The organism is Parabacteroides gordonii MS-1 = DSM 23371, assembly GCF_000969825.1.
Classification (GTDB): domain Bacteria; phylum Bacteroidota; class Bacteroidia; order Bacteroidales; family Tannerellaceae; genus Parabacteroides; species Parabacteroides gordonii.
In genome coordinates, this window is the sequence record NZ_KQ033919.1 from 3,574,839 (window position 1) to 3,601,415 (window position 26,577).

Genomic DNA, 26,577 nt, shown 5'->3' on the forward strand with positions numbered 1-26,577 from the left:
CCATGAATGAATTAAGAGATATTTTAAAGATGGTACAAGTGGTACAATGTGAATGTTTCGGAACGGAAATCACAATAGCAATATTCACCAACCAGAAATATTTTTCAGTCCATGTACAACGTGCCGATCGGGATTATGAGGTTGTCTATTCAGACAAATTCTATTCAACTGAAACATTGGCAATAAACACGAAGAAGTTTGCTGGATTGTATGCATTTGTTGTCGATGAAATTTTTGGTATTGGATATACATTGATAGGAAACAAATTTGCCAAAGTAGAAAACCGCTGTGAAGCTGGCTAATGATTGACTAAAATAAGGTTCAGCCGGGTGAGAATCCCGGCACACGGGCGGTCAGTAATCTGGGATGAAACATTACAGAGTGCGCACGATGTAAAGAGGCTGGTTCGATACCGGCACCGTCCACATTGAAAACGATCTTTGACGTACTACGAGATATGATATGTAACCGTTAAGGCATGAAGGCACGCTGGTTACGAGTAAATAACCCACTAAATGAGTCTGCGATATGAAGGAGAGAACACCAACTTAGAGCAGGCGGTCACAAGTGTAGCGGAGTAAACAAAATTATTTGACAATATATTCATTTTTCTGCCAGGCTTGTTACCGGGTTCGACTCCCGGTTGACCACACAAATCAATAATAAAATTAATTATGACTACACAAGAAGCAATTGAATTTATCCGTATAAACAAACAGTACGGAGATAAAAAGGCCATATGTGAACTAGCTGGTGTATCACACCAGACATTTAATACTATGATGAAACATGAGAAAGGCCCTGATGAAGAGAAATGGTATGATGCCGAATACAAAGTATTGTGTGAGGCTGTCGCATATCTAAAACCAAAAGTTGTTCAACGCAAAAAGATGGCGGAGGAACTTAAAAGAAAACTTGCACAGATATGATTCCGCTTACCGCTTCGGAAACTGATGCAGTACTTTACCTGGCCGAACATGAGGTTGTAAAGATTGCTGCCGATAAGCGCTGTGTATCGGAACATACCGAAAAAAATCAAATTAAATCGGCAATGGCTAAACTGGGTGTAACTACCCAGATTGGATTGATAAAAGAATTCTTCCGGTTGATATACGGAGTTGAATTTAACCTAAAGGATGCCCGGCAATTAATGGCTTCATGTTTACTAATCCTTTTTCTTTCAACATTGAGTGGAACAGAACAGTTAACATGCCGAGTTAGGAGGGTGAGAAGGAATGAAGTTGAATTTTATATGGCTGCGTGATGCAAATAAATCAAATAATTCAAATGACGCAAAGTGATTTAGAGACTGTAGTATCTGGATTGCTGTCAGAAAAGGCAAAAGCAGAAGTATATGAGCGCTATTATAGTGTTTTGATACCTGCTTCATGGGTCGCAAAAATTCACGGTATAAGTTATCAGACAGTATTCCGGTATATCCAACGGGGATTGATAACACCAGAAGAACGAAACAGCCGTGATGAACATTATTTATTTCGGTTGTCTGATGTATTGAAGATGGATTTTAAACTACTGCAAAAACAACTAAGGAGGAATACTATATGAAACTACTATTATCATTCTTATTCTTTTTCCTGTCTTTCGGATGCTTATTTCTTGTGTGTAACGCAGATAAATGGGAACCTGGAAATGTCTTTTTCTGGGCGTGTGTATTTGGAGTATCGGTCGTCGTGACGGAAAAACAATTGAAGGAAAAAGAGAATACTAAATAATATTACTAACAAATTAATTTTCAAGCTATGAGTTTATTCAAACAACCTTCCGAACTGGAAGTTTCTACAACAATCAAAGCGCTGATCTACGGACAGCCAGGTCTTGGTAAGTCAACATTAGGTTTGTCTACTCCTTCTCCGGTATTATTGGATTTTGATGGAGGTGTAAAGCGTGTGAATGGCGCTTTTCAGTGTCCGACGTTACAGGTGAAAAATTGGGACATGGTGATTGAGGCATTGCAGGAAGATTTATCTCCATTTAAAACAATCGTTATTGATACTGCCGGGAAGATGTTGGATTTTATGTCTGTCTATATTATTAAAAACGATCCGAAGATGGGCCAGCGTGATGGCTCCCTTTCTTTAAAAGGCTATGGAGTTCGTAAGACAATGTTTATCAATTTTCTTTCTCAGTGTTCAATGATGGGAAAGAATTTGATTTTTGTCGCCCATGAACGGGAGGAGAAAGATGGAGAGAACCGGATTGTCCGTCCGGAGATTGGTGGATCATCTGCGGGGGACCTGATTAAAGAACTCGATTTGGTTGGTTACATGCAAGCGATTGGAAGTGAACGCACGATTAGCTGGTCACCTACAGAGAAATTCTATGCAAAGAACACATGTAATCTCCCGCCCATGCAGAAGATACCAATCATTATTGATGCTTCTGGCAATGTTACCGGACAAAACATTTTCTTATCAAGTATATTCGATAGCTATCAGGCTTATTTGAAAAAGCAGGCAGATATCAGTAATGATTATGAGGCTTTGATTGATGTGGTAAAGGAAAATGTAGAGTTGATTGTTGATGCTGATACCGCCAATGGTGTCACTGAAAACATGGGAAAGCTACAACATATTTGGGATAGCAAACTGAAAGCCGGTCTGATGATCCGGGATAAATGTAATAGCCTGGGATTAAAGTTGAACAAATTAACAAAGAAATATGAATCAGCCGATGCCGCAGCAACAGCTTAAGTATAAATTCTACCCGTCTCTTTTAGATCAGTTTGAAAAGTATCTGCATGTGGATCGTGAGTTTGAGCATTTTTTCAATCAAGATCAGGAGACAGGAGATTATAAAAAGACGTATGAAGAGATAGAGACTGAAATGAAACAGTCTCTACTCGACAGTATTAACCGGGTTCCGTTCGATTCAGAAGCCGCAGATAAGGGTACAGCATTCAATGATATTGTTGATTACTTTATCCATAGAAAACCGGTAAGAACTCAGATCATAGAGGATATCAATGCTGATGTAGTTACAGCGACATACAACAACAGAACATTTTATTTTTCTTATCGTTTCTGCTGTAAGGCAGCAGAATATTTTCATGGGTCTGTTAGCCAGTTATTTGTAAAAGCTGTTCTCCCTACAAAATACGGAACCGTTGAGTTGTACGGATACATTGATGAACTGAACCGTAATAGGGTGTACGATATTAAGACAACTTCCCGGTATGAGTTTGGAAAGTACTCAGAAGGTTGGCAACGACATGTGTATCCTTATTGCCTTATCTCTTCCGGTCTTGTTAAAGATATTGATTCTTTTGAGTACACTGCTTATCATCTGAAAGGAGGCACAAGCCGGACTCCTCTCATTACCGGAGTACAATACCCAGAACTTTATAAATACGATCATCAGCAAAGCCAGGGGCTATTAGCCCGGCATTGTGAAAGGTTTATTGAATTTTTGGAAGTGAACCGGGATCTAATCACTGATAAAAAGATTTTTGCTGAAATATGAAAACACGATTTGTCAAGGAACAAGGAGTAATCAAGTGGCAAGGTCAGCCGATCGAGCTTCTCTTTAATCTTGTTGCCAACGGTGAATATACGCTTGAAATAAAGAAGAAAGTCAAGAAACGCACTGTTGACCAAAATGCCCTCATGTGGATGTGGCTTACTTGTATAGAAGATGAAACAGGTACACTGAAACAAGATGTATATGAATATTACTGTAAAAAGTTCCTTTGGCGAAATGTATTCATTAATGGTAAAGAGGAAATTGTCGTCCGGACTACATCGAAACTTAATACGGCTGAAATGACTGTATTTCTCAACAAAGTACAGGCAGATGCCGCTAGCGAATTCGGTATAAGGTTACCGTCTTCGGACGATCAATATTTCAACTCATTTACAAACAGGTATGAACACATAAGGTATTAAGATGGAAAAACAGGTTAAGATTGGGAATCTCGCCCATGAACATGAGAGTGAAACCGCTAAACAGACTTTAGTAAAATCAGTAAAAGCCACTGAAAAAAGGTTGTTGAAAGCGAAAAAATTAACCCGGTTAGTGATTGGTTCTGCAATAGTAATGACCACATGTCCGGAAAAGTATAACACATTAATTCGTTGATAGTATGGAAGAAAGAGAACCTAAAATTAAAAAGGCCGTTTTGAATGGTCGTCAGTTGACAGTAACTTATACGGAGTTCCGTCCGGAGGGTGACAAGGATATCGTTGTTAAGTCTGAGATACCGGCACATATTGATTGTACAAATGCTTTCAAGAAACTGATTCCTCATTTTATTCTTCTCACAGAAATGAAAGAATCCGATAAAGTAAGTGAGCGAGCTGCGATTGTTGGAATGGATAATCTGATCGGTGACGACGATGATTTTAAGAATGCTGATGTTTACGGTATCAAAATGGGAAAGAATGATAGTAGTACCGATACGGTCATTTTGATGGGTGAACGGTATCTTCAAATTGGTGGTTCAGTTGATTTCAGTTCTCCAGCTCAGGCGTTGGAATCATCGGATAGTGAATTTGAATATCCTTATATTAATGAATTGAACCTGGCTGTACAGGCAGTGATTTATGAAGTAAAAGAATATTTGTTCAATCAAAAATTTGCTATCACTCAAACGACGCTAGACTTTGAAGCAGTGCCGGACGCTCCGTTTGATGCTGGAAAAATGGTAGATACGGATACCGGAGTGGTTACTCCGATCACAGTTGAGAAACCGAAGCGAGGACGTAAACCGAAAAGTGAACCTCTTGCAACTGCTGCAGCATGTTAATCCAAGAAGACGAAAAGAATTATTTCCTGCAATTTAAGTATCATCCGCTAATGGTTGATGTTGTTAAACGTATTCCTGGACGGAAGTTTGACAGCAAACTAAATATGTGGGTGATACCTAAAAGTTTTTATCCACCTGGAAAGTATACTCAAAAGGCCTATGTCGACATATTCGCTAACTGGGCTGTAAAATATGGCTATGAGAAAAGCGTACAAAAAGGAGCTCAGGCTTCAAGACCGGACGTTCATTATACGCTTCCTCCGATGCCGGAATTAATTTCACCACATGGGTTAAAGATAGAACCTTTCCCATATCAGAAACAAGGCATTGCCTACGCTTTACAGAAAAAGCGGTGTTTCTTTGGGGATCAACCAGGTTTAGGAAAGACATTGCAGGCTATCGGTACTTCTTTTATTGCAAAGACGTGGCCGGTATTGGTGATCTGTCCTGCCAGCCTAAAGATCAACTGGCAACGGGAATGGAAGAAATTCACTGGCAAAGATGCAATTATCCTTGATGATCGGAATAAAAACAACTGGCACCGGTATTACGAAATGGGATGCTGTGATGTATTCATTACGAATTATGAATCATTGAAAAAGTTTTTTGTTGAAGACTTTGCCGGTGGTGTAACCCGGTCGATTAAGCTAAAGCCGGTAGCCAGTTTGTTTAAGTGTGTGATCATTGATGAAAGCCACCGATGTAAGTCAAGTAAGACACAGCAATCAAAGATTTGTTACAAGTTATGCCAGGGAAAGGAATATCGTTTCCTGCTCACTGGAACACCTTCGATCAATGGTCCGGGTGACCTGATCCAGCAATTAAAGATTATGAATCGTTTGGATGATTTTGGAGGATATAAGAGTTTTGAAGCAAACTTTATGCAGGGGCCACGGCAGGCAAGTAATTTGGAGATGCTAAACTGGCGATTATGGAATACCGGTTTCTTCCGGAGGGAGAAAGCAAAGGTTTTGGATCAGCTGCCGGATAAGATGCGTCAGGTCGTGAATGTGGATATCACAAACAGAAAAGAATATCAGGATGCAGAACATGATCTGCTTAGTTATCTGGCTGCTTATGAAAATGCTGATGATGAAAAGTTACGACGGGCCGAACGTGGTAAAGTGATGGTACAAATGCAGAAACTCCGACAAATTGCAGCTAGAGGAAAAATATCGGCAGCCGTAGAGTTTATCCAGGACATAATTGATTCCGGTGAAAAGTTGATTGTTTTTGCCTTTCTTAAAGAGGTTGTACAGGAGATAAAGAAAGTATTCCCTAATGCAGTTACCATCGTTGGAGACAATACCAGCCAGGAACGACAGGATGCCGTTGATCGGTTTCAGAATGATCCGAAATGTAACCTTATCATCTGTAATTATAAATCGGCAGGGGTAGGTCTTACATTGACAGCTAGTAGCCGTGTTGCCTTTGTTGAGTTCCCGTGGACGTTTGCCGACTGCGAGCAGGCGGAAGATAGAGCGCACCGTATCGGTCAAAAGAATAGTGTGAATTGTTATTACTTCCTTGGAAAAAATACAATTGATGAATCGATATGGGATATTATTCAGACAAAGAAAGACATAGCAAACGATGTAACCGGGACAGATGATCAGGTACCGGAGAAAACTGTCGATGCAATGATTTTGAAAATGTCTGCTAAATCAGGGATCAAGAAAAGTGAAACAAGCACGTCCCCGTTCGATCGTCGTCTGGATGGTGCACTATTCAGCAATGCAATATGAAAGGTGAGGCAGGTCTGCAATCTTCATGTATAGAGTGGTTCAATCTACAATTTCCAAAATTGAAACTGCTTCTTTTCGCTGTTCCGAACGGTGGCCGACGTAACAAGATAGAAGCGGCCAATCTCAAAAGGCAGGGTGTCCGGGCTGGTGTTGCTGATCTTATTTTACTTTTTCCAAAAGGTGGTCACGGTAGCCTTTGCATAGAGATGAAGTATAAGAAAGGTACGCAGCAGGATTCGCAGAAGGACTGGCAGAGGGTAGCGGAGGCGGCAGGCAATAAATACGTTGTCTGCCGGTCATTGAATGAGTTTATGAAAGAGGTCAAGAACTATTTAGGTATTGAGCGATGAATTATATTGAATTAATAAATCGGTTTTGGGAATTGGATGAGCAATGGCAATTCTCCTGCTGTGAAACGAGACTGTATTTTTACTTGGTAAAAACAGCAAATCGTTTAGGCTGGGCGGATAACTGGACGCATTCGGATGATAGAACATCTGCAAATGTGGGAGTGTCATTGAATACAATGAAAACAGCCAGGAACCGGTTATCTCAGATTGGAATGATAAAGTTTTTTCCTGGTGGAAAAGGTCAAAAAGATAAAACTAGGTATCAAATTTTGACACCTAACTTAATACCTAACCTGACACCTAACTTAACACCTAACCTGATACCTAATCAGACCCCTATAAATAAACTAAATAAAACAAGTAATAATATCCCCCCTATAATCCCCCATGAAAACAATTTGCCTTTTCCGGAAGAAAAGCCGAAAAAGAAATCCAGTAGGGCAAAGAAAGAATTTATTCCTCCAGTACTGGACGATGTATTAAAATTCTTTTCTGGCAGCTTATTGCCAGATTGGGAGAACCAGGGACGGTTATTTTTCTCTCACTACAATTCCCAGGGCTGGCGTAAAGGAACCGGCGTACAGGTTACTGACTGGGATAGTTTAGCAAACAAATGGATTTTAGACGAAAAAATTAAACGAGATGCAAGGAGTACAGGAAGTAAGACAAACAATCCAGCGTCCGGTAACGGATACGCCGGAAAATAAGATTGACCTAACGGCCTATAAGAAATTGTTTCTTCGGGTAGCAGATCACTATTCCAAAGGCACATTTGTAATCGACGAGCGAAACAGAGCGATCGTGTATTCCCTGTTTCTGTATTTCCTGAAACAATCGGGATCGCTCGATATCCAAAAAGGTTTGTGGTTAGCCGGTCCGGTCGGTACCGGGAAATCTACGCTGATGTATATTTTCAGCAGGTTCATGCAAACTTTACAAAGGGGGTTCCGAGTGTATGTGTGTAGCCGGATTACGACAGAATATGCAATGCACGGAGATTTGAGCCGGTATTTGGATAATGCCGGATGGTCTTCATTGGGGCCGGTTGATATGTGTTTCGACGAGTTCGGCCGTGAACCGATCCCGGCAAAATATTTCGGGAATGAGTTGAATGTGATGCAGCATATATTTCACATTCGGTACAGCTATTGGCAACAGTACGGATTGAGAACTTATGTCACAACAAACCTTTATCCGAATGATGTAGAACGTAAATACGGTGATTATATCCGTGATCGACGTGGTGAAATGTTCAACCTGATTGAGTTGAACGGAGAAAGTAGAAGATAACTAAACTAAAAAATAATATCCTATGAGAACAAAAAGCTTTAATGAAGTAATCGCTGATTATTTGAAACAGCGGGCAGCAGAGGACACATTATTCGCTCCGAAGTTTACTAATCCCAAGAAGAGCATTGATGAATGTTGCCGGTATATTTTAGGTGAAGCGCGGAAGCGCGGTAATGAGGTGGTAATGACTGATAATGAAGTGTTCGGCTTAGCTATACACTATTACGAAGAGGAAAATATCAAAGTGAATGCTAGAATAGGTAATTCAGTTAAAAGCCGGGTTGTAAGTTGCAAACAGGTTCCTGAGGTTCAAACTGTGGAACAGTTGTCGATACAATATGAACGGCCTGTTTTTTCCACTGTTAAGCGGGGGAGAGGTAAGAGAGAAGAAAGCAAATTACAATTATCTTTATTTGATTAAGCCATGAAGCCAAAAACAAAATTACAAAAGCTGGTAGTTAAACTGAGCGCACAATTACCGAAATTTACTGAGAAACATCGTCAATGGGCTATTGAAAATGTCGTTGATCGTATTGGTCTTCGATTGAAAAAAGGTATTATTACTTGTACTCATTGTAGTGAAGTTTTTCCTGATACAATGAAATTTGAAGATGGAGAAATTGATCTTTGTCCCAATTGTGGAAGTAAGTTGAAGATCGAAACAAGTACGAGAAAGAATGATTTTCAAGCAGAGTATTTCTCTATTATAACAACATGCCAGGGATTTCAAGTATTCCGTTATTTTATGATTAAGAAGGAATTCAAATTTGGCTGTGAGGCACAATATAAAATTGCGGAAGTTGTTCAGCGATGGCTCCTGCCTGATGGTAGATTTGAAACATTTGCAAAACTTACTAATACCCATCAATATTATAGTGATGCGTGGTGTTTTGAAAGTGAGATGGAATTAAGGGGAAGAGATAAACATGCCTACAATGTTGGATGCGATGCATGTTATCCTGTTCGAAAATATCTTTCTGTTTGGAGAAAATATGGATTCAAAGGAAAGATGTACGGCTATTATCCTTTTAACTTCTTTCATCTAATCAGTACAAATAACCAAGCTGAAACATTACTTAAAGCCTGTCAGTTTGATTTGCTCTGTAGAATGTGTGCAGGATATGATGATGAAATAAAAAGATACTGGCCATCGATCAAGATATGTATGCGTAACCATTATTCGGTGAAAGATGCAAAAATGTGGCTTGATTATTTGATGTTACTCAGTTACTACAAAAAGGATTTACGCAATGCTCACTATGTCTGTCCTGTTAATTTAAGAAATGCTCATGATGAGTATATGAATAAGCGGAATCGCGAATTGGCTAAAGAACGTGCTACCTTTGATCGTGAAAAAGCTATTTATGCAGAACAACGACGGAAACGACTTTTTGAAAAGATGAAGGAAGACAATCTCAAATATCAAGAACAGAAAGGTAAATTCTTTGATGTTCAATTCAATGATGGGGTTGTAGTGGTACGTGTACTACGTAGTGTTGAAGAGTTTAAAGAAGAAGGGGATGCTTTGAATCACTGTGTATTTACAAATGAGTATTATAAAAAGACTAATTCCCTTGTTCTTTCCGCTCGAATTGGAGATAAACACATTGAGACAATCGAAATAAATTTAACGACTATGACGGTCAATCAATGTTATGGGCATGGAAATAATAATACAAAGTATCATAATCAGATACTTGAACTTGTGAAAAAGAATATGAACCTGATCCGTCGAAGGTTGACGGCGTAAATATTAAGTTGTTATGAAATATGTTCCTGTTTTTGGTAGAAATATTGACAGCTATATTCAAAAAAGATTGAATAACAAAACTCATTTGATTTGCACATTCGATAGAGAAGACGGTTTAAAATTGTATATACTAGCAATAGAAATAAATATGAGACTTGAAGATAACTCCCTTATGCCTTGGGGAAAATATAAGGGTGAGAAAATGGCAAATGTTCCGGCTACATACTTGATGTGGCTATACAACAATGAGAAATGTAATGCGGAAGTCCAGGCGTACATTGAAGATAACATGGATGCTTTAAAAGAAGAAATCAGGCAATTAGGAGATAAAAAAGATGAAACTAAAAGATATAGCAAGCCAATTGGCTAACCGAATAAACCAACCAGCCGTAATCGAAGTGTATCTTCGACAGGTATATGCGAAGGGTTTTATAGATGGTACCAAACAGTCTCCCTGGATAAGCGTTAAGGAAGGGTTACCATGTGATCAAAATATCGTCTTGGTAAGGAGCCAATATGGAAGCAAATCTACAGCTTATTATTGCGACAATAATATCGGGTTTGTAATTTACGGAGAAAATGCCTATAAGGTTTTTGGAGTAGTAACGCATTGGATGCCGATACCGGAATTAGAAGAGAATTGAACTTTTGCTCACCTTATTTGCAAGGCGAACAAACGCGGAAAAATTGAAAATTAAGTATTGAGTCGACATTAAAAAGAACATAAATGTATTTATTGAAGGATTAATGCTATCACGGAAACAATAAGTGTTACTATTGCAATAGCTATGTTAATATAAGAGAACTTTTGTGACTGTTTTGAGTTCCGATCAGCGTTGTGTTCTCGTTTAATTTTTTGAATGTCAGCAGAGTAATGTTCTAATCCTTTGGTTGAATTATCTTCTTTACAAAAATACTTCATGTAGTATATAATGTTGGTGACTTATATAATATTTAAAAAGTGAACCGTGCCGGATTCGAACCGGCGACCTCTGCCCTGTCAAGGCAGCGCTCTAAACCAGCTGAGCTAACGGTTCAGTTTGGCAAATATAAGAAAAGTTATGAATAAGCGAATCATGAAGATGTTAGTAAATTTTTTCTGATCAAGCTTACCTGATCAAGGTAATTATTCCTACAAATTATACCATTGTCTGTTTGGGTAATTTTAAATCTCTTATTTAGAGCTGTTTGAATTTGTTTGTTAATTGAAGGAACAATAGTCAAAATTAGCCAATAGGACTATCTACCCAAGAAGTCCTATTGGCATAGTATTCTGAATATCAATCTTCTTTTTTTAATGGAAAATGAAAAACCATAATCTCAAGTTGAATTTTTCTATCAGTATCAGTTGGAAAATGAAATATATACGAAAATGATGTTTCATTACTATCTTTAATGTAGCAATCATAGTAAGGGTGTTTGGGAACTTCTGATTTTATTGTTTTTATGACAGCGGATAAATTAACATTATGAACAAAGAATAATAATGCTACTTTACTATCTCTCCATGTTAAATATGAATCAAATAGCTGGTATATAGCATCATGAAGACCTTGAGCCCCTTTCCATATTTTACACTCAGCTACAAATAAATTGGAATTATCTGTATGTTTTAAAAGTATGTCAGTCTTACCTGATTTATTAAAAGACTCACGAGTTGCTGTAGTATCTTTATATCTTGTTGCAAGATACGGTATTAGATAATCTCTGATTTCTTCTTCTCCCATCTTAGAATATATTCTTTCCATTTGTTCAAGATTTTTTAGAGCTTTATCTATAGTCAAAAGAATATCATTATAACATTCTTCTCCTAATTGAGGGTCAGGTACTTCTATTTTTTGTATTGTTTGATCGCCTTGTTTTATGAACATCTTTTTTAATCCATCTAATTTTTCTAAATTGTATGGGGTTAATTGGGCTATGAATGATAAATATGCTTTTTCTCTATTTTCTTCAGAAAGCGAATCAAGTAGATCTTTGTAGTATATTATCCTTGTGGTAGATAGTCCTCTTTCTTTTCTTGTATTTATATACTGTGTATAATCTATAGGAACAGTATAGTCGCATTCACGTAAAATATTCATGAATTTAGGACCTGAATAATAATATGGTTTAGAAGAATCTCCTTCTGCATTGATTATTTCATATAATCGGCTATATGCTTCATCCCAGTTAACAATCATGGTAGTTTGTTTTTTTAGTTTAGGCACAAATATACTAATATAATGAATTATAAAAGTACAAGAACCAATAGAACTTTTATAAAAATATATTTGAAATGTAATATTTATCATGAATTGTAGTGATAGATAATGATAAAATATAGAGAGAATGAAAAATTGTCTAAAATTACATTTGTCGAATGGCTAATTATGAAAAATTAAAGTATTGGGTTGTGGACAATAAAAGGAGCATAGATTGAAATTGAATGACAAGAACTGAGCCATTAGGTTAAAATGAAGCCTATGAACTATCTACTTTCTTTTAAGATATTTCAAGTGTGCCACATATTTCTAGGTTTTTTATATTCCAACATTGAGAACCTCCAGAATGTCCAGCCTTATGATATGTAGAAAAAACGAATTGCATATTAATCGTATTGTCATTTATGTTAGTTTCGGGTAAATGATGAGCTGTTATTCGTTCTACACCTTCACAACGAGGGGGACCCTCTAATTTTTGTATTTGAGAATCAGTCCATTGGTAGGTTAATAACTGACTTTTTATTTTATCGGGTGAATTTAGATATTCCTCTCTCAACTTATAAAAACTTATATCAATAGCTAAATCATATGCTTTTTTATCAATAGTTTTTTGACTACAATTAGGTTTTGTGGAAGAGCGTACCTTATCCCATAATTTTTCAACCGTATAACCTATATTTATTGTATATCCACTAAAGATCGGAACAACAAGATCAATCCAGCGACCATTTGAATATATTATTTTTCTTTTATACGGGACTCCTAAACGATGGATTTCATCTTCGAGAGCTTTGTTTATATTTCGTTTCAACCGATAAAGGTTCACAATCATGTATAATATAATTTTATTAAATTCTATGATTGCAAATATAAGAATTATAAATTATTTTATATTACCATATAGTTTCATATCACGAAAGATATGAATATTTTTTATTATATTAAACATCATATTGTGTATTATGTATTCAATATGATATTTTTATTATATTTGTCTTTATATAAATCTGTATGTATGAGTAATATAAAGATTGATCCAAATAACTATCGTATCCATGATGAAAAGAACAAACGTCTGATCCGGAAAAGCCTTGAAGAATGTGGTGCCGGTCGTTCTATCCTTTTTGACAATGATGATTGTATCATTGCCGGCAATGGCGTATATGAGCAGGCCCAGGAGTTAGGCTTAAAAGTCCGTGTTATTGAAAGTGATGGTACGGAACTTATTGCGATCAAACGTAAAGACTTATCGACAGAAGATGCCCGGCGTAAGGCATTAGCTTTAGCGGACAACCACACATCTGATACGTCATTTTTTGATTTTGATGCTGTTGTAAAAGATTTTGGCGTAGATGAATTGGATCGTTGGGAGATTGATTTGTCATCAGTGACTATCGATATGGAAAATCAGGATGAAGATATTCCGGATGAACTGACTGCAGAAAGAAAAGTTGCTCTTCCATTCGTGAAGATATCATTTCAAAGTGTGAAACAGTTTGAGCGATTTGAAGTAGGATTGAAGGTACTTATAGAAAAGTTTGAAGGTATAACCTATGTTGTGGGAGGTGGTGAATTATGAGACTGGAAAAGGCTTCATACCAGGCTATTAAATTTGCATGTTTGAAATATCATTATGCAAAAGCTGTACCACAGTCTCGACTTGGTTATTCTGTCTTCAATGATTCGGATGAGTGGTGTGGAGTGATATTATTTTCTAATGGAGCCAATCAACATATTGCATCGAGCTTTAATCTGGTCCAGGGGCAAGTCATGGAGTTGGTCCGTGTGGCATTGAACGGAAAACAGGAATGCACGTCCAAAGCTTTGTCTATGTCATTGAAAACAATTAGGCAGGATGCACCGCTAATCAAGTTGATTGTCAGTTATGCAGATCGGAATCAGGGACATATCGGCGTGATCTATCAAGCAACAAACTGGTATTACTTAGGTGAGTTTTCTTCGGAACGTGGTGTTATGTTGAATGGTAAATTGATTCACCGGAGATCAGTTGTATCCAAATATGGAACATCGACATTAGAATGGTTGAAGAAGAATGTTGATCCACATGCAGAAGTGATCAAAGGTGAAACGAAGATCAAATATGTTTATCCGATTGATCGAAGGATGATCAAATCTATAAGGGCTATATCTAAGCCTTATCCCAAAAGAGTAATAGTTTAACAATATAGGTTTAACAAATGGCAGCAACAAGAAAAGCAAGAGAAAAAGAGCAGGACAAACAGTTGATTGCCCCTCTTTACTTTAAAGCGTATACATTCCGTGAGATTGCGGAGTCTGTATCTGCCATTACTGGCCGTACGATTTCCCATGTAACAGTATTCAATGATGTTAAGGAGATACTGAAAGAGTCTGAGGAGGCCCGGAAGGATTTTGTTAATAATCAATTGACAATAGAACTCGGGAAAATCAACAAGCTGGAACGCGAGTATTGGGAAGCCTGGGAGAAATCAAAGACGGACCAGAAAAAGAAGTCTGTTGAGAAGAAAGATGATTGTGAGGGTGATCCGGCAAAAGGTAAAAAGAAATCTTCTACCCGTGTTCTGGGAGAGGAAATTATCAACATGGGCGATCCGCGTTATCTGGCCGGTATCGAACGATGTATTGAAATGCGTTGTAAACTTCTTGGAATAAACGGAACTCAAAAAGTTGATGTGACAACGGGCGGTAATAAGATACAGTTTACCGGTTTCAATTTCCTGCCGGTAACACCGAACGTAGAACAGCTAATAAAGCAAGCTGATGAATGAAGGTAAATTTAAAACAGCGGCTTGCCTACAACTATCTAGCGGATAGTGAACATAAATTCATCCTGTACGGCGGTGCGGGAGGTGGTGGAAAATCTTGGTTAGGGTGTGAATGGTTGATGCAATGTGCCTTTCATTTGCCTGGTACACGCTGGTTTGTTGGTCGTAACAATCTAAAGGACTCACAGGCTTCAGTATCGGTAACGTTTAGTAAAGTTGCAAAATATCACGGGTTTACCGGTTACCGTGTCACAAACGACGGAATCAAGTTCGATAACGGTTCGGAGATCGTTTATCTGGATTTGACTTATTATCCATATAAAGACCCAATGTATGAACGGTTAGGATCGAAAGAGTTTACCGGGGGATGGATAGAGGAAGCCGGAGAGATCAACGGTCTGGCTTTTGAAGTGTTGAAAACTCGTACAGGTCGACACCTGAATGATGTCTATAATATCCCGTCGAAAATACTGATAACCTGTAACCCGAAAAAGAACTGGTTATACAAGACTTTTTATAAGCCTTGGAAAGACGGTAAGATCAAAGCACCGTATGCATTCATACCGGCATTAGTACAAGATAACCCGTTTGTAACAGAGGACTATGTTGATACCCTTCGTCAGACAGAGGACAAAGTAACGTATCAACGTCTTTATCTGGGTAACTGGGAGTATGACGGTGATCCGAACTCTCTAGTTGATTACGATGCAGTGATGGATTGCTTTACCAATACCGGTGCATTGATCGGCGGGAAGGCTATAAGTGCCGACCTGGCAATGAAAGGACGAGATCACTTTGTCGCGGGTTACTGGGAAGGCTTACGGGTTTCAATCGAGATTGATAAAGACAAATCATCTGGTCGGGAGATTGAAACAGATTTGCGAAAGCTCATGGTTACGCGTGGTGTCGGCAGGTCCCAGACAGTTGCAGACAGTGATGGTTTAGGAAGTTATCTGGAGAGCTATCTAAACGGGATCAAAGAATTTAAGAATGGTGCATCTGCATTCAATAATAAATATGCGAACCTGAAAGCCGAATGTGCATACAAGTTGGCCGAAATGATAAACAAACGGCAGTTGCAGATCATTTGCCGACCGGATCAGGCGGAACACATTGCTGAAGAACTACAGCTGTTGATCGCGGCAAATGTAGATAAGGATACCCGGAAAAAGGATATCATCAGCAAGGAAGCAATGAAGGGTATAATAAAGCGGTCTCCGGACTATTTAGATATGCTGATAATGGGAATGTATAGACTTGTTGCCCCGCGTACGGGTAACTCAACATATAACTGGTAATGAAGATAACGAGTAAGACTACTATTGAAGATGTGATTCTGATGCTAAAAGGTATTGACTTTTGGGATCAGTTGGAGACTGTATTTATTCCGGTGAAAATACCAGAACTGACATACGGTCAACGTATTGACTTATCCTCCATGAATACAAGGTATGACCTTCTGTTTATTCCTCAAAAAGTATTGTTAGGACTAGATGAGAAGGAGGTGATGAGTAAGCCTTTTATCTCTGTCTACAACTATGGTCTGTCTGTTTATCAGGAACTGGAACGTATGACAGTCCGTGACGAAAAAACATTCAAATATAATCCGACGGCGGAAGAAGTAAAAGCTGGATTTTATGGGATCGATCACGGTGTTTTTGGCGTTGTCGATCGGATTGCTCAACGTCTGTCTATTTCTCATGAAGCAGTATTCGATTTGCCGGAGAGACGGATATATGCAATGATGAAGATCGACTATGACAACGGAATGTATCAAAGGAGGTTGAACCAAATAATAAGTAAACAGAAATGACAGTACAGGATAAATTGAAACAGGTTGCTGAATCACTAGGAGTACCGTTCGTTTTTGAGGATTGGACCCTGGCTAATGTGGAGATTGACAGGACACCACTTCCGGCCGTCGTGTATGTTCTTCCTGCTTCCGGGGAACTGGACTTTAAAAATGGAAATATCCGTGACAACCAGAACGGGATGCTGGCTTTCTTAGATAAAGTAGAGTTGAATGGTAATGGCCAGGACAATGACAGTGTTGTAGATCGGATGAAATCATTAGCCATGAGATTTATTGTGAAGTTGAACGAAACGGGATACTTTGAACTTTTGGGTGGAGTGATGAAGTACCAGGTTGCATATAATAAACTTAATGCAGTGACATCAGGCATTGTCTTTGATGTGACATTAAAAGAAGTAACCGGAATATGTGAACGTAATCTATGAAAGAAGTACAGAACATAATATTTGAAGAATTGGAGGATCTTCGGAAACGAATAATATCCAATATTGACAGTACCGGTCGTAGAGCTTCTGGTCGTACTTCTGGCTCCATGCATACAGATGTTTCAGAGAATCGCGGGATATTGTTCGGGCGTATGGCCTTTGAAACATTAGAGACTGGACGTAAGCCGGGTAAGGTTCCGGCAGGATTTTATCAGATCATAAAGCAGTGGGTAATAGATAAAGGTATATCTTTCGATAGCCAGTCTGAGCGCAATTCTTTTGCTTATTTAGTTTCTCGCAAAATAGCTAGGGAAGGAACACAACTTTACCGTATGGGATCAGATGCAGACGTATATACAACAGAGGTTCCGGAAACAATTGAACGTATAAAGGATCGTGTCGGCTTCTTGATGAGATTGGAGTTTGAATCTATAAAATTGAATAAATAATATGGCAACAGTAAACGCACCAACGGATACGCAGTATGTTTTTGATCCGGTTCTTTTCATAATGGAAGGAGTAGGGGAGTATGATATCACTATTGAAGGGGTGAAGACAAAAGTGTCTGCAATAGCAAATACAGCGGTGTTTGATGCGTCAGGACTGCTGAAGTCCTTGTTCACTCTTGACATATTATCTAGTGGGATAGTCCGAAAGAATGTTGCCTGGTCCGTGGTGCAATCCGGTGTATCTCTCGCTTCCGGAATCTTTGAAGTTGTCTATGGAAGCAATAAGGTTGTCAATTTCTCCGGAGATGGGGCACATATCACATTACGCTGGATTAGCCGTAGCGGTGAGTTAGATTCATACGAATTCTGTATTCATCAGGACAGCCGGAAATTAGAGAATATTCAGACAGCTGGTATCGGAGGATTGACTTATAAATTATCATTCAGTCAGGTTAATAAAATAACTCTGTTCACAGCTTTGGTGGACAGGGAAACATTTGAAGACTTTACGGCCATTCAGGAAAGTGCTATTGTACAGGCCTCTGTACTTGATGGGTGGTTGAATGTAGAGGTTGAAGCAAAAGAGTATAAACGAACAAAAGCCGCATTGCAGGATTTTGATATAACAATAGTGTTACCGAATGAAAGATAAACTATTCATTGATAATGTAGAGGTTGATTTACCGGAAGGTGGATCGGGTGTCGTATTGAATCGTGCTGTGAGTAAGCCGGCTGATATGTCAACAATATTGTCTGGTTATTCTTATACTATCCAGCTTCCTAAAACAGCACATAACATTCAGACGTTTGGTTTCTCAACGGAGGTGAATGTAGAAAGTGACTACCCACATGTAGAACACACAGCAAAAGTAATCAGGGATGGTATCACTCTGTTTGATGATGGTGTTGCAGTCGTTAAATCTGCCAGTAAAACAATTGAAGTTCTGATCAAATTCGGAGGGAATAAACGGTTGACAAGTCTCAATGATTACAAGCTAAAAGATATTTTTCCGGATAGTGGTTTGATTCCCTGGGACTATAGTGTGACCGAAACGGACTTTGTAAAATGGGTTCCAAAGTTAGACGGAATGCAAAGACAGCATCCCGAACATTTACGGCCAGCAGTTAAAGTGTCTACATTATTCGATATGATTGTTGGGCAGTCGTTTGTTATGAATAACGCCTATCGATCTGTGATCGAAAAAATGTGGTTGATGTTACCTACAACAAATGGGAGTGAGGACGTTGCAAAGAATCTGGCTTTCCGTCTCAAGGGGACAACAACATCTGATCTGATCTCCGGTAGGGAACGTTATGATATTCTACCTGATTTGAGTTACCAAAATGCTCCTTATCATCAGAAACTGCATGACCTTATATATCGCACATTGCCTGTAACCTTTATTAAAATTCCATTAGGTGGACGATATCGGATAAAAGGTACAGTAAAAGCGAATAATGCTGCAACTGGGTGGAAGTTCGGTATATTCACTCCTTCTGTTGAGTTTAAGGAAGGTGAGCCTCCTATGTTCGATATATTTGAAAGTGCATCAAAAGATATTGATGAGTATAGAAACATTGGTGCAGGTGATATTTGTTTTGGTATTTACGATCCTTTTAAGACTGGGAATTTTGAAATAGATTTGACTCTCTCTTTTGCTCCGGAGAATGAAAAGGATTATTCCCAGACGGCATTCTTATTGGATTATCCTATCCGGGAGAATCTTCCGGATATATCGACGATGGACTTTATAAAGTCTGTCATGGGGGTGTTTGGCTTGATGGTTGAACAGCAGGGAAGTGTTTTGTCATTTTATAATGTAGATGATGTAATCCTGAATAAATCCGGAGCGATTAATATTTCAAAAATGCTTATCGATAAAAAAGATGATAAGCTGGAATATTCCTATGGATTGACTAAAAAGAATATGCTGAAATATGCAGAAGATGATTTGGTTGATAAATCGTTCGGGGCATATACGTTTACAGCAGACACGTACGATAAGCAGGAGAATACGGTATATCAGTCTCCTTATGCTGCTACTGACAAAAACATTCCTCTATATACTTATAAGGTTGAAGAAGGGAAAGCAGAATATACTTTGAATAAAACGTCAAAGTGCCGGTTATTGTTGGAGAATGGGACCGTTGCGCTGGAAGTTTGGGGGAAATGGATAGATGCAGATATGAAAACTGTCACTTTCCGTTCATTTACTTTTGAACCTTTGAAATATGACAACCTGGTCCGTAGATATTGGACGGGGTATTTAGGTGTTTACGCAAATAAACCGAGAATTTCATATCGAAAGGCAAAACTTGATCCGACCTTTTTCCCGAACCTGTCTTTTTGTAAACCATTGTATGCAGATGGTAATTATTACATGTTGCTATCGGTAAATAACTATACAGAGGTTGGTAAAGCTGATTTAGAACTGGCTCTCATTGATGGGGTAGATGTAACGGGGGAAGGTGAAACCTCTTTGAGAAACGCCATATTGGTAAATCCGACAACACCGTTGAAATTTTCACCTACTACGGTCGCTCTTTATACGGCAATGTCTTTGGCTGTTGCAACATCTACTGATGGAAAGCTGATTCGTGAATTGGACGAAACCGGGACGGTGACAAATGATATGTATTTGCCATTGGATACAGGAGAGGGGGATGCTAAAAGAGTTGCTTTAAAAACTATCAAGGATAATATTCAGAGTGACAGTGAAGGAATATTCCTTCGTAAAGACAAGCCGGATTCAACTGAGTTTCCGATCGCCTTTAAAGGAGGCGCTACCTTTGGCAATTATGTAGGCGGCTTTCATGGCTCCGGTGCCAAGATAAATGAAAAAGGGGAAGGCGAAATGCGTAGCCTTCAACTATGGGAGTTCTTGGAAGTACCTGAACTACGGTTTAACCGTATCGACGTTGTTTCGGGTGAACTTTGGAATGCCATAGCTTTCGGTTTGATCGAGTCTGTCGATACAGAGAATAAGATCGTGAAATTGAAGCTGGAAGAGGGCGAACTTGCCGGATTACATGTGAATGATTTTTGTCGTGGCATATTTCATAACCTGACCGGAAATGAGACAACGGAAGGAACCGACAGTGCCGGATTTAAGACAATGGTTGGTTTCTCGACTGCTTATTTTACTCCGGTAGAGATCATAGATAATGCTCATTTCAGATATGAACTGAAACCCGGTACAACGATTCATCCCAGCATGGCTATGAAGTTTGCCGTGTACGGTCATCCTACTGATAAGAACCGGCAGAATTCCGCTTATTCAACAAGGATTTATCAGCGATATCTTCGTAATGTCAGCACGTGGGAGATTAATCCAGGGAAACATATTTCGTCGCAATGGGGTGATCTTTCCGACCTTATCATAAATGGAGAGTCCCTAGCCGAAGGATCAATCTATTTGAACAATGTTTATTTCGGAGGAAACGTTTGGAACGTTCCCGGCCTGGATAACAATTTGAAGGGACAGGATGCATATTCTGTAACCTTATCAACTTATAGTGCAGTATATAATACGAAAGATGGATTGACAGAACAGGTCGATATCGTTACCGGTGATAAACATGTTGTGACAGGAACGGCTCAGGTTGTAGCACAAAACTTTCGTATATCAACCAAAATCCAGGTGTCGAAAGGTGCGACTCCATTACGGTACAGTACTATTCTTGGAGAAGGTAAATATCTGGTTACTTCAGTGGGTACAGGATGCACATATACGGTCACTGATGGTCTTTTAGTAGTTCATGGTGTAACGGAAGAAAAGGCAGAAATAAAACTGGAGATTAATTGTGAGGGACTTGCTGTCTATGAACAGGAATTTACTATTGTCCGTGTGATTGATGGTATGGACGGTACAGATGTGGAGTGGATATTTCAGCGTACTGTTACGGAGGACGCAAAACCGGCACGGCCGAAGGTTTCTGAAAATGTTGCGGATTTTGTTCCTGTCGGTTGGACGGATGATCCGGTAGGGCCAGACATAACGAATCAGTTTGAGTGGAGTTGTAAGCGTGAAAAAGCGAATGGTGTTTGGGGATCATTCTCCGAAGTATTCCTATGGTCCAGATGGGGTAAAGATGGTACTAGTACCGAATACATCTATGCCCTTTCAAAGAATTATGCGCCACCAGCGATAACTAATAGCCAGGAAGATGGTCATGTCCCTATGGAATGGTATTCTGCCCCTCTTAGCGTTACCGCAGAGTATAAAGTATTATGGGTGTCTCAAAGAGTAAAAAAAGATGGTCGATGGAGCAACTTTTCTAATCCTAGTATATACGCAAAATGGGCGGAAGATGGAAAAGATGGTGATCCTGGTATAGATGGTTATTCCACATATGGAGTTTATAGAAGGTCAGAGACGCAACCGGTTACTCCAGAGGAGGATAAATTGCCTCCTTCTGGTTGGGCACGGGATCCTCCTTCTGGTACCCTTCCGCTCTGGATGAGTAAGGCTGTATTTTTTAGCAGTGGTTTTAAAAAGGGGCCTTGGTCTGCTCCTGTAAGAATATCGGGAACAGACGGTCAAGATGGAGGAGCCGGTCCTTCATTGACATTCAGAAAAAAATATGATGCTTCAAAAATCTATACCGGAACGGAACAACATGTTGATGCGGTTTATACTGAAGATACTCCGGGAACTAAAGTATTTTGGATGGCTAAAACATCTGCCGGTTCATTCAGTAATAAATATCCGAGTGCCGGGTCTGCATATTGGGAAAGATTTCAAGGTCAATTTGAAAGTATAGCGACGGGACTGGCATTGATCGAAGAGGCAAATATTGCAGGTTGGTGGTTCTCTGACCTGACAATCCAGAGTCAAAATAGGAATGTGGTTATTGACGGCAATGCCGATACTCATCCCCGTATAGCGTTGGGAGCCTCGTACGCAAATCGGGATAGTGCCCCTACTAGACTTTATGAGGATGGTTCTGTTTTTTTGGAGAAGGGTGTGTTTGGTGGATATTTACAAGTTGCATTTAAAGAATTATCAGAAACAGACGCCGTAAGAGTCTCTGGAACAATCTATCCAACATATAGACTTATTGGAGATTTAAACATAAAGCTTTTTTCGGGGAATTATGCAACCAGCTATCAAGTTTTTATACAATTGCCGTCAGATATATTATATGAAGGGAAAATCGTGACGATTTGTGAATCAACATTTCCTCCTTATACAAAATCAGCTTCATGGCTTTATATTACTACTCAAAACGGGTATGGAATAGGTGGTTGCCAGTCACAGAGCGTAGTTGCCACAGACAGAGATGATCCAGTGGTATTGTGTGTAAATGGAGTTTGTCTACAGTTTATAGCGGTTAGAGCAATAAGTGTTCAAGGTTCAATATACATAAAATGGATAGCGTTAAATTATAAGTAATATGGCAGGAATAAAGGATATAAAAGATTTCACAAAGTTTCCCAGTTTATCGGACAATGATTATCTGTTGGGAACAAAGACCGATTTAGGTGGTACGGATGCCGGTATAACTGTCGGGAACTTCAAAAAGCAGGTGGCCAATGATGCGGCCCCTTCAATCAATGAAAATGGATACTGGGTTGTTAATGGTGTTAGCACAGGAGAGAAAGCCCGGGGAGAAACTCCGGTACTAAACAGTGGTACGACGATCACTGGAGAGGAAGGAACCGGAGCTTCATCTGAGGTCATACCAGACGGGCAGACACCGGAGGGATCGCCTAAATACAAGCTAAACCTAACCCTTCCGCGTGGATCGGCTGGTAAGGCCGGTAAAACAGCAATTTTCGGTATAGGTAATGTCTTAGATGGCGAAAAGGCCTCTGCTACCTTGACTGCTGATGGAGAGGACGGATCCGGTAATCCCAGGTATAAACTAAACCTTGTGTTACCTGCAGGTAAAACCGGAGAAAAGGGAAAAACTCCGAAGTTCGAAGCCGGGAGTGTATCAACACTGGAACCGGGCCAGTCGGCCTCGGCTGAAATAAGCTTCAAAGAGTACGATACGGACGGTAGCCCAATATACGTAATTTCTTTGTCTATCCCGAAAGGAGATACAGGTAGTCCCGGTAAAACCCCGGTTCTTAAATCAGTCAATGCCAAATCCGGAGATACTCCTTCAGGCAGTTTCATCGCTGATGGTACAGATGAATCCGGTAACCCGAAGTATATCCTGAATCTTACATTACCTGCCGGAAAAGACGGACAACCGGCAATATTTGAACAGGGAACGACGACAACATTGGAACCGACAGAACCGGCCTCTGTAGAAGTTGTTGAGAACGGTATAACTCCTGAAGGAAATCCCAAGTATATCCTGAACTTTAGTATTCCCAGAGGCCAGATAGGTAAACCCGGAATCGGATCGGGTAATGTGTCTGCCGATGGCACCGGGCTTGTAACAGGTAAAAAGTATTTGTTTGTCCCGGAATCGGACGGTAGTACATCTGGTGCGTTTGTCGAGTATGTCGCCCCTGAAGCATATGATGATACCGAACTTAGAACGGAAATTGCAAACAGCCTGGCTACAGCCAAGACTTACACAAATGAACAGATAGCCGGTATCGTTCAATTCGATATAAAAGCAGTCCCGGTACTGCCGGATACAGGAGTTAAAGGTACGATCTATTTAGTTCCAAAAACAGGATCGGGAAACGACGTTCACAATGAATATATCTGGGATGAAACTTCAAGTAAATTTGAATTGATAGGTTCTACTTCTGTCGATTTGTCTGATTACTATACAAAGAATGAAGCCAATGAACGTTATGTCCTGAGAGAGACAGGCAAACGTCTTATAACAGATGCAGAAGGGACAAAGCTAGAAAGTGTTGAAGAAGGAGCAAACAAATATGTTCTTCCCACCGGAGAAGGTTTTAATTTTATTCCGGCAGGTGGGGCAGTGGGACAGGTTTTAACAAACACTGCTCCAGGTGTAGCTGAATGGGGAAACTCAAATAGTGAATATATCGAAATAGGTGATGTTACTCAAATAAATAGAGTACGAACCACTAGTGAATTGGATTGGGGTTCATTTATAAACGGTAACACAATAGAGGATATGGAAAGGGCATATCAAGAAAATATACCTATATATTCCCGATCCGAAGGTCCGTATCATTCATACAAGAAAGGTTATTCCCGATGTACTTCCATCATGCAAAGATATGATGGGGAGGTGGTTCATTATTTGTTATCTTTTGTCATATCCGAAGGTGTTACAAATTCTGACAATATATATCATTATTTATTGGATTTGAGAGGTGTAGCAGGTGAAGGTTGGCAGGATGCTACTGTAAGGGCAGCATGTACATACGCTAAGACGGTCATTACTTCTGGTGAGAATATACCTTTTACTGGTGGTTATGTGGTGTTTGATATGAGTATTAGCAAAAATTTGCTAATTGTTCCAGCAGGATTTTATCCACTTCATAACTCGGTTACTACTTTGCTAATTAGAAACACAAGTAGTTCAACCACTAAAATAACTTTTACCATCAAGTTAAATGCCAATGCTGGTTCAGAAGGTTCAAAACTGCTTATTGTATCAGAATTGCCAGAACTGGCAGGTAAAGAAGCGTGCGAACTTAGCATATTATGGGCGGACTGGAAATATACTGTTCGTGCGTCTGAACCTTTTATTTATAATGAATACGTAGAATAATGAACAGAAGAAGATCAATGCTTTTTGCTTCTGGAATGATAGAGGTCGCCCAGTTGGTGGTAATCAAATCATCAGGAATTTACATAGTACCTGCCAATACGGTAAAACTCGATGTCTTTCTGGTTGGTGCTGGTGGTGGAGGTGGTCTGCCAGTAGCATCCACATCTTATGGTTCCTATACAGCTGGATATGCTGGGGAAGGTGGTGCAGTTGTATATCAGGAAAACATGCCATTCATTAAAGGAGAAGAAATAAATGTTGTGATCGGACAAGGTGGGAGTGCAGCAACAACAGCCAATAATGCGGGAAACAAAGGAGGTGATACATCTTTTGGAACGCTCATTGCATTGGGTGGTAATGGTGGAATTGCCGGAACAAATTCATTGCCATCAATCGGGAGTGATGGAACAGCTTGTCCATTTGGAGATATAGAATCGGAATCTATCATATCTACTGATTTATTTGGAGCAAATGGAGGAGATGGGAGTACTACTACTACGGCTAATGTAGGAGGGAATACTGGCGCAGGAAAAGGAGCCAATCGCTCTACTGCTGCTGATAATGCTTCTTTTTACGGTTCTGCCGGAGGGGGTGGAACTATATACAGGACATTTAGTAACGCAATAAGAAAAGGAGGAAATGGTTATCAGGGAGTTGTTATATTGAAAGTTACCCGTATGATAAAAGAAAGTGAAATACCCCTTGTTGAAAAATTTGAGATAATCACTGATATATCTCGGACCTGTTGGACTGTGCCTGACAATACAAAAAAAATAGACATCTTTATAGTAGGTGGCGGAGGTGGTGGTGACGGTTCAAACTCTGTAAACACTAATGGAGACTGGGTCAGTGGTGGCGGAGGTGGAGAAGTATTATATGTAGAAGATATTTCTTTCACAAAAAATCAAATATTTGAATTATCAGTTGGGGATTGGACTGCTTTATCGTATGGTGGTGAAAAAGGAAACCCAACAACATTTGGAGAATATACTGTAGCAGGAGGAGAAGCGGGAAAAGAAAGTAATGGTGGACGTCCTTACACTAAAGATGGCACACTTTGTCCTTTTGGAGACTTATCTCATATAGACCCGGATTTGACTGGTACTGTAAGATATGCGGCAACCGGTGGTTATGTTGAATATAGCAATGGTACATTATATGAATATTCAGGAAATAAAACCGGCGGAGGTGGTGGCAGTATTAAGGGCAATGCCGGAAATGGTACATTCTATGGATCCGGTGGCGGTGGCATGGGAGTCTCTAGCGGGCAGTTTTCTCGTCCCGGAAGAGGGTATCAGGGTATAATAATAATCCGATATTATGTAAAATCCTTTGAATAAAGTCTAATTATAGGATCTAATTAGTAGG

At 39.5% G+C, this 26,577-nt stretch carries 30 protein-coding genes and 1 tRNA gene; 28 read left to right on the plus strand and 3 right to left on the minus strand.

The features are described 5' to 3' along the window. The first annotated feature begins 2 nt into the window (after window positions 1-2). The 17 genes from HMPREF1536_RS13505 (at window position 3) to HMPREF1536_RS13585 (ending at window position 10,541) form a co-directional block, all read left to right on the plus strand. A complete protein-coding gene (locus tag HMPREF1536_RS13505; protein WP_028729682.1) occupies window positions 3-302 on the plus strand; it encodes a hypothetical protein in 300 nt (99 codons plus the stop codon). A gap of 372 nt (window positions 303-674) precedes the next feature. After that, entirely contained in the window at window positions 675-929 is a 255-nt protein-coding gene (locus tag HMPREF1536_RS13510; RefSeq protein ID WP_028729681.1) for a hypothetical protein, read from the plus strand. Continuing rightward, window positions 926-1,264: a helix-turn-helix transcriptional regulator gene (locus HMPREF1536_RS13515; RefSeq protein WP_028729680.1), complete on the plus strand. Its 339-nt coding sequence runs from the start codon at window positions 926-928 to the stop codon at window positions 1,262-1,264. Before HMPREF1536_RS13510 ends, HMPREF1536_RS13515 begins: the two co-directional genes overlap by 4 nt. Continuing rightward, the gene (locus HMPREF1536_RS13520) at window positions 1,264-1,566 is read left to right on the plus strand and encodes a MerR family transcriptional regulator (protein ID WP_028729679.1); all 303 of its coding nucleotides are present in this window, start codon (window positions 1,264-1,266) and stop codon (window positions 1,564-1,566) included. The genes HMPREF1536_RS13515 and HMPREF1536_RS13520 overlap by 1 nt, the downstream gene beginning before the upstream one ends. A 194-nt stretch (window positions 1,567-1,760) precedes the next feature. Continuing rightward, window positions 1,761-2,711, plus strand: a complete 951-nt coding sequence (locus tag HMPREF1536_RS13525) for an ATP-binding protein (RefSeq protein WP_028729678.1) — start codon at window positions 1,761-1,763, stop codon at window positions 2,709-2,711. Window positions 2,712-2,760: 49 nt separating this feature from the next. Further along, complete coding sequence (locus tag HMPREF1536_RS13530) at window positions 2,761-3,480, plus strand: HNH endonuclease (protein WP_150115624.1); 720 nt, start codon at window positions 2,761-2,763, stop codon at window positions 3,478-3,480. Then, complete coding sequence (locus tag HMPREF1536_RS13535; RefSeq protein WP_028729676.1) at window positions 3,477-3,902, plus strand: NinB/YbcN family protein; 426 nt, start codon at window positions 3,477-3,479, stop codon at window positions 3,900-3,902. Before HMPREF1536_RS13530 ends, HMPREF1536_RS13535 begins: the two co-directional genes overlap by 4 nt. 1 nt (window position 3,903) lies before the next feature. After that, a complete protein-coding gene (locus HMPREF1536_RS13540; RefSeq protein WP_028729675.1) occupies window positions 3,904-4,095 on the plus strand; it encodes a hypothetical protein in 192 nt (63 codons plus the stop codon). 4 nt (window positions 4,096-4,099) lie between these two features. Next, entirely contained in the window at window positions 4,100-4,762 is a 663-nt protein-coding gene (locus HMPREF1536_RS13545) for a hypothetical protein (protein WP_028729674.1), read from the plus strand. Further along, window positions 4,756-6,507, plus strand: coding sequence for a DEAD/DEAH box helicase (locus HMPREF1536_RS13550; protein ID WP_081693411.1), 1,752 nt, complete (start codon window positions 4,756-4,758; stop codon window positions 6,505-6,507). Before HMPREF1536_RS13545 ends, HMPREF1536_RS13550 begins: the two co-directional genes overlap by 7 nt. Further along, on the plus strand, window positions 6,504-6,857 hold the full coding sequence (locus HMPREF1536_RS13555; RefSeq protein ID WP_028729673.1) for a VRR-NUC domain-containing protein: 354 nt from the start codon (window positions 6,504-6,506) through the stop codon (window positions 6,855-6,857). The genes HMPREF1536_RS13550 and HMPREF1536_RS13555 overlap by 4 nt, the downstream gene beginning before the upstream one ends. Continuing rightward, window positions 6,854-7,564, plus strand: coding sequence for a hypothetical protein (locus HMPREF1536_RS13560; protein WP_052349915.1), 711 nt, complete (start codon window positions 6,854-6,856; stop codon window positions 7,562-7,564). Before HMPREF1536_RS13555 ends, HMPREF1536_RS13560 begins: the two co-directional genes overlap by 4 nt. Next, on the plus strand, window positions 7,500-8,147 hold the full coding sequence (locus HMPREF1536_RS13565; RefSeq protein WP_052349914.1) for a P-loop NTPase family protein: 648 nt from the start codon (window positions 7,500-7,502) through the stop codon (window positions 8,145-8,147). Before HMPREF1536_RS13560 ends, HMPREF1536_RS13565 begins: the two co-directional genes overlap by 65 nt. 22 nt (window positions 8,148-8,169) lie before the next feature. Beyond that, on the plus strand, window positions 8,170-8,568 hold the full coding sequence (locus tag HMPREF1536_RS27105) for a PcfK-like family protein (RefSeq protein WP_028729671.1): 399 nt from the start codon (window positions 8,170-8,172) through the stop codon (window positions 8,566-8,568). 3 nt (window positions 8,569-8,571) lie between these two features. Further along, window positions 8,572-9,897, plus strand: a complete 1,326-nt coding sequence (locus HMPREF1536_RS13575; RefSeq protein WP_028729670.1) for a PcfJ domain-containing protein — start codon at window positions 8,572-8,574, stop codon at window positions 9,895-9,897. Between the two features lie 13 nt (window positions 9,898-9,910). After that, window positions 9,911-10,267 carry a putative quorum-sensing-regulated virulence factor gene (locus tag HMPREF1536_RS13580; protein ID WP_028729669.1) on the plus strand — a complete coding sequence of 119 codons (357 nt, stop codon included), beginning with the start codon at window positions 9,911-9,913 and terminating at the stop codon, window positions 10,265-10,267. Continuing rightward, complete coding sequence (locus tag HMPREF1536_RS13585) at window positions 10,233-10,541, plus strand: DUF551 domain-containing protein (protein WP_081693410.1); 309 nt, start codon at window positions 10,233-10,235, stop codon at window positions 10,539-10,541. Before HMPREF1536_RS13580 ends, HMPREF1536_RS13585 begins: the two co-directional genes overlap by 35 nt. A 318-nt stretch (window positions 10,542-10,859) precedes the next feature. Here HMPREF1536_RS13585 and HMPREF1536_RS13590 read toward each other — a convergent pair. From HMPREF1536_RS13590 to HMPREF1536_RS13600, 3 genes are all read right to left on the minus strand, one after another. After that, window positions 10,860-10,934 (minus strand) — tRNA-Val (locus tag HMPREF1536_RS13590). Window positions 10,935-11,177: 243 nt separating this feature from the next. After that, on the minus strand, window positions 11,178-12,080 hold the full coding sequence (locus HMPREF1536_RS26650; RefSeq protein WP_052349913.1) for a hypothetical protein: 903 nt from the start codon (window positions 12,078-12,080) through the stop codon (window positions 11,178-11,180). Between the two features lie 301 nt (window positions 12,081-12,381). Beyond that, complete coding sequence (locus HMPREF1536_RS13600) at window positions 12,382-12,933, minus strand: hypothetical protein (RefSeq protein WP_028729667.1); 552 nt, start codon at window positions 12,931-12,933, stop codon at window positions 12,382-12,384. A gap of 183 nt (window positions 12,934-13,116) precedes the next feature. Here HMPREF1536_RS13600 and HMPREF1536_RS28160 point away from each other — a divergent pair, with 183 nt between their 5' ends. From HMPREF1536_RS28160 to HMPREF1536_RS13655, 11 genes are read left to right on the plus strand one after another with little or no spacing between them, the layout of a single operon-like run. Further along, on the plus strand, window positions 13,117-13,680 hold the full coding sequence (locus tag HMPREF1536_RS28160) for a ParB N-terminal domain-containing protein (protein ID WP_225607934.1): 564 nt from the start codon (window positions 13,117-13,119) through the stop codon (window positions 13,678-13,680). Then, complete coding sequence (locus HMPREF1536_RS13610) at window positions 13,677-14,282, plus strand: Mom family adenine methylcarbamoylation protein (protein ID WP_044193327.1); 606 nt, start codon at window positions 13,677-13,679, stop codon at window positions 14,280-14,282. The genes HMPREF1536_RS28160 and HMPREF1536_RS13610 overlap by 4 nt, the downstream gene beginning before the upstream one ends. Before the next feature lie 17 nt (window positions 14,283-14,299). After that, window positions 14,300-14,869: a hypothetical protein gene (locus HMPREF1536_RS13615; RefSeq protein ID WP_028729665.1), complete on the plus strand. Its 570-nt coding sequence runs from the start codon at window positions 14,300-14,302 to the stop codon at window positions 14,867-14,869. Further along, window positions 14,866-16,164 carry a phage terminase large subunit gene (locus HMPREF1536_RS13620; RefSeq protein WP_044193324.1) on the plus strand — a complete coding sequence of 433 codons (1,299 nt, stop codon included), beginning with the start codon at window positions 14,866-14,868 and terminating at the stop codon, window positions 16,162-16,164. The genes HMPREF1536_RS13615 and HMPREF1536_RS13620 overlap by 4 nt, the downstream gene beginning before the upstream one ends. Continuing rightward, window positions 16,164-16,679 (plus strand): hypothetical protein, encoded by a 516-nt coding sequence (locus HMPREF1536_RS13625; RefSeq protein ID WP_028729664.1) that lies wholly within the window; start codon window positions 16,164-16,166, stop codon window positions 16,677-16,679. Before HMPREF1536_RS13620 ends, HMPREF1536_RS13625 begins: the two co-directional genes overlap by 1 nt. Next, on the plus strand, window positions 16,676-17,104 hold the full coding sequence (locus HMPREF1536_RS13630) for a hypothetical protein (RefSeq protein WP_028729663.1): 429 nt from the start codon (window positions 16,676-16,678) through the stop codon (window positions 17,102-17,104). Before HMPREF1536_RS13625 ends, HMPREF1536_RS13630 begins: the two co-directional genes overlap by 4 nt. Further along, window positions 17,101-17,553, plus strand: coding sequence for a hypothetical protein (locus tag HMPREF1536_RS13635; RefSeq protein WP_028729662.1), 453 nt, complete (start codon window positions 17,101-17,103; stop codon window positions 17,551-17,553). Before HMPREF1536_RS13630 ends, HMPREF1536_RS13635 begins: the two co-directional genes overlap by 4 nt. Window position 17,554: 1 nt before the next feature. Then, window positions 17,555-18,205, plus strand: a complete 651-nt coding sequence (locus tag HMPREF1536_RS13640; protein WP_028729661.1) for a hypothetical protein — start codon at window positions 17,555-17,557, stop codon at window positions 18,203-18,205. Continuing rightward, on the plus strand, window positions 18,195-22,949 hold the full coding sequence (locus HMPREF1536_RS26655) for a hypothetical protein (RefSeq protein WP_028729660.1): 4,755 nt from the start codon (window positions 18,195-18,197) through the stop codon (window positions 22,947-22,949). Before HMPREF1536_RS13640 ends, HMPREF1536_RS26655 begins: the two co-directional genes overlap by 11 nt. Window position 22,950: 1 nt before the next feature. Next, the gene (locus HMPREF1536_RS26660; RefSeq protein ID WP_052349912.1) at window positions 22,951-25,209 is read left to right on the plus strand and encodes a hypothetical protein; all 2,259 of its coding nucleotides are present in this window, start codon (window positions 22,951-22,953) and stop codon (window positions 25,207-25,209) included. After that, on the plus strand, window positions 25,209-26,549 hold the full coding sequence (locus HMPREF1536_RS13655) for a glycine-rich domain-containing protein (protein ID WP_150115625.1): 1,341 nt from the start codon (window positions 25,209-25,211) through the stop codon (window positions 26,547-26,549). The genes HMPREF1536_RS26660 and HMPREF1536_RS13655 overlap by 1 nt, the downstream gene beginning before the upstream one ends. The last annotated feature ends 28 nt before the right edge of the window (window positions 26,550-26,577 follow it).

Coding starts and splice junctions, on each gene's coding strand:
- HMPREF1536_RS13505 (WP_028729682.1), top strand. CDS start 3: ATGAATGAATTAAGAGATATTTTAAAGATGGTACAAGTGGTACAATGT.
- HMPREF1536_RS13510 (WP_028729681.1), top strand. CDS start 675: ATGACTACACAAGAAGCAATTGAATTTATCCGTATAAACAAACAGTAC.
- HMPREF1536_RS13515 (WP_028729680.1), top strand. CDS start 926: ATGATTCCGCTTACCGCTTCGGAAACTGATGCAGTACTTTACCTGGCC.
- HMPREF1536_RS13520 (WP_028729679.1), top strand. CDS start 1,264: ATGCAAATAAATCAAATAATTCAAATGACGCAAAGTGATTTAGAGACT.
- HMPREF1536_RS13525 (WP_028729678.1), top strand. CDS start 1,761: ATGAGTTTATTCAAACAACCTTCCGAACTGGAAGTTTCTACAACAATC.
- HMPREF1536_RS13535 (WP_028729676.1), top strand. CDS start 3,477: ATGAAAACACGATTTGTCAAGGAACAAGGAGTAATCAAGTGGCAAGGT.
- HMPREF1536_RS13540 (WP_028729675.1), top strand. CDS start 3,904: ATGGAAAAACAGGTTAAGATTGGGAATCTCGCCCATGAACATGAGAGT.
- HMPREF1536_RS13545 (WP_028729674.1), top strand. CDS start 4,100: ATGGAAGAAAGAGAACCTAAAATTAAAAAGGCCGTTTTGAATGGTCGT.
- HMPREF1536_RS13550 (WP_081693411.1), top strand. CDS start 4,756: ATGTTAATCCAAGAAGACGAAAAGAATTATTTCCTGCAATTTAAGTAT.
- HMPREF1536_RS13555 (WP_028729673.1), top strand. CDS start 6,504: ATGAAAGGTGAGGCAGGTCTGCAATCTTCATGTATAGAGTGGTTCAAT.
- HMPREF1536_RS13560 (WP_052349915.1), top strand. CDS start 6,854: ATGAATTATATTGAATTAATAAATCGGTTTTGGGAATTGGATGAGCAA.
- HMPREF1536_RS13565 (WP_052349914.1), top strand. CDS start 7,500: ATGCAAGGAGTACAGGAAGTAAGACAAACAATCCAGCGTCCGGTAACG.
- HMPREF1536_RS27105 (WP_028729671.1), top strand. CDS start 8,170: ATGAGAACAAAAAGCTTTAATGAAGTAATCGCTGATTATTTGAAACAG.
- HMPREF1536_RS13575 (WP_028729670.1), top strand. CDS start 8,572: ATGAAGCCAAAAACAAAATTACAAAAGCTGGTAGTTAAACTGAGCGCA.
- HMPREF1536_RS13580 (WP_028729669.1), top strand. CDS start 9,911: ATGAAATATGTTCCTGTTTTTGGTAGAAATATTGACAGCTATATTCAA.
- HMPREF1536_RS13585 (WP_081693410.1), top strand. CDS start 10,233: ATGAAACTAAAAGATATAGCAAGCCAATTGGCTAACCGAATAAACCAA.
- HMPREF1536_RS26650 (WP_052349913.1), bottom strand. CDS start 12,080: ATGATTGTTAACTGGGATGAAGCATATAGCCGATTATATGAAATAATC.
- HMPREF1536_RS13600 (WP_028729667.1), bottom strand. CDS start 12,933: ATGATTGTGAACCTTTATCGGTTGAAACGAAATATAAACAAAGCTCTC.
- HMPREF1536_RS28160 (WP_225607934.1), top strand. CDS start 13,117: ATGAGTAATATAAAGATTGATCCAAATAACTATCGTATCCATGATGAA.
- HMPREF1536_RS13610 (WP_044193327.1), top strand. CDS start 13,677: ATGAGACTGGAAAAGGCTTCATACCAGGCTATTAAATTTGCATGTTTG.
- HMPREF1536_RS13615 (WP_028729665.1), top strand. CDS start 14,300: ATGGCAGCAACAAGAAAAGCAAGAGAAAAAGAGCAGGACAAACAGTTG.
- HMPREF1536_RS13620 (WP_044193324.1), top strand. CDS start 14,866: ATGAAGGTAAATTTAAAACAGCGGCTTGCCTACAACTATCTAGCGGAT.
- HMPREF1536_RS13625 (WP_028729664.1), top strand. CDS start 16,164: ATGAAGATAACGAGTAAGACTACTATTGAAGATGTGATTCTGATGCTA.
- HMPREF1536_RS13630 (WP_028729663.1), top strand. CDS start 16,676: ATGACAGTACAGGATAAATTGAAACAGGTTGCTGAATCACTAGGAGTA.
- HMPREF1536_RS13635 (WP_028729662.1), top strand. CDS start 17,101: ATGAAAGAAGTACAGAACATAATATTTGAAGAATTGGAGGATCTTCGG.
- HMPREF1536_RS13640 (WP_028729661.1), top strand. CDS start 17,555: ATGGCAACAGTAAACGCACCAACGGATACGCAGTATGTTTTTGATCCG.
- HMPREF1536_RS26655 (WP_028729660.1), top strand. CDS start 18,195: ATGAAAGATAAACTATTCATTGATAATGTAGAGGTTGATTTACCGGAA.
- HMPREF1536_RS26660 (WP_052349912.1), top strand. CDS start 22,951: ATGGCAGGAATAAAGGATATAAAAGATTTCACAAAGTTTCCCAGTTTA.
- HMPREF1536_RS13655 (WP_150115625.1), top strand. CDS start 25,209: ATGAACAGAAGAAGATCAATGCTTTTTGCTTCTGGAATGATAGAGGTC.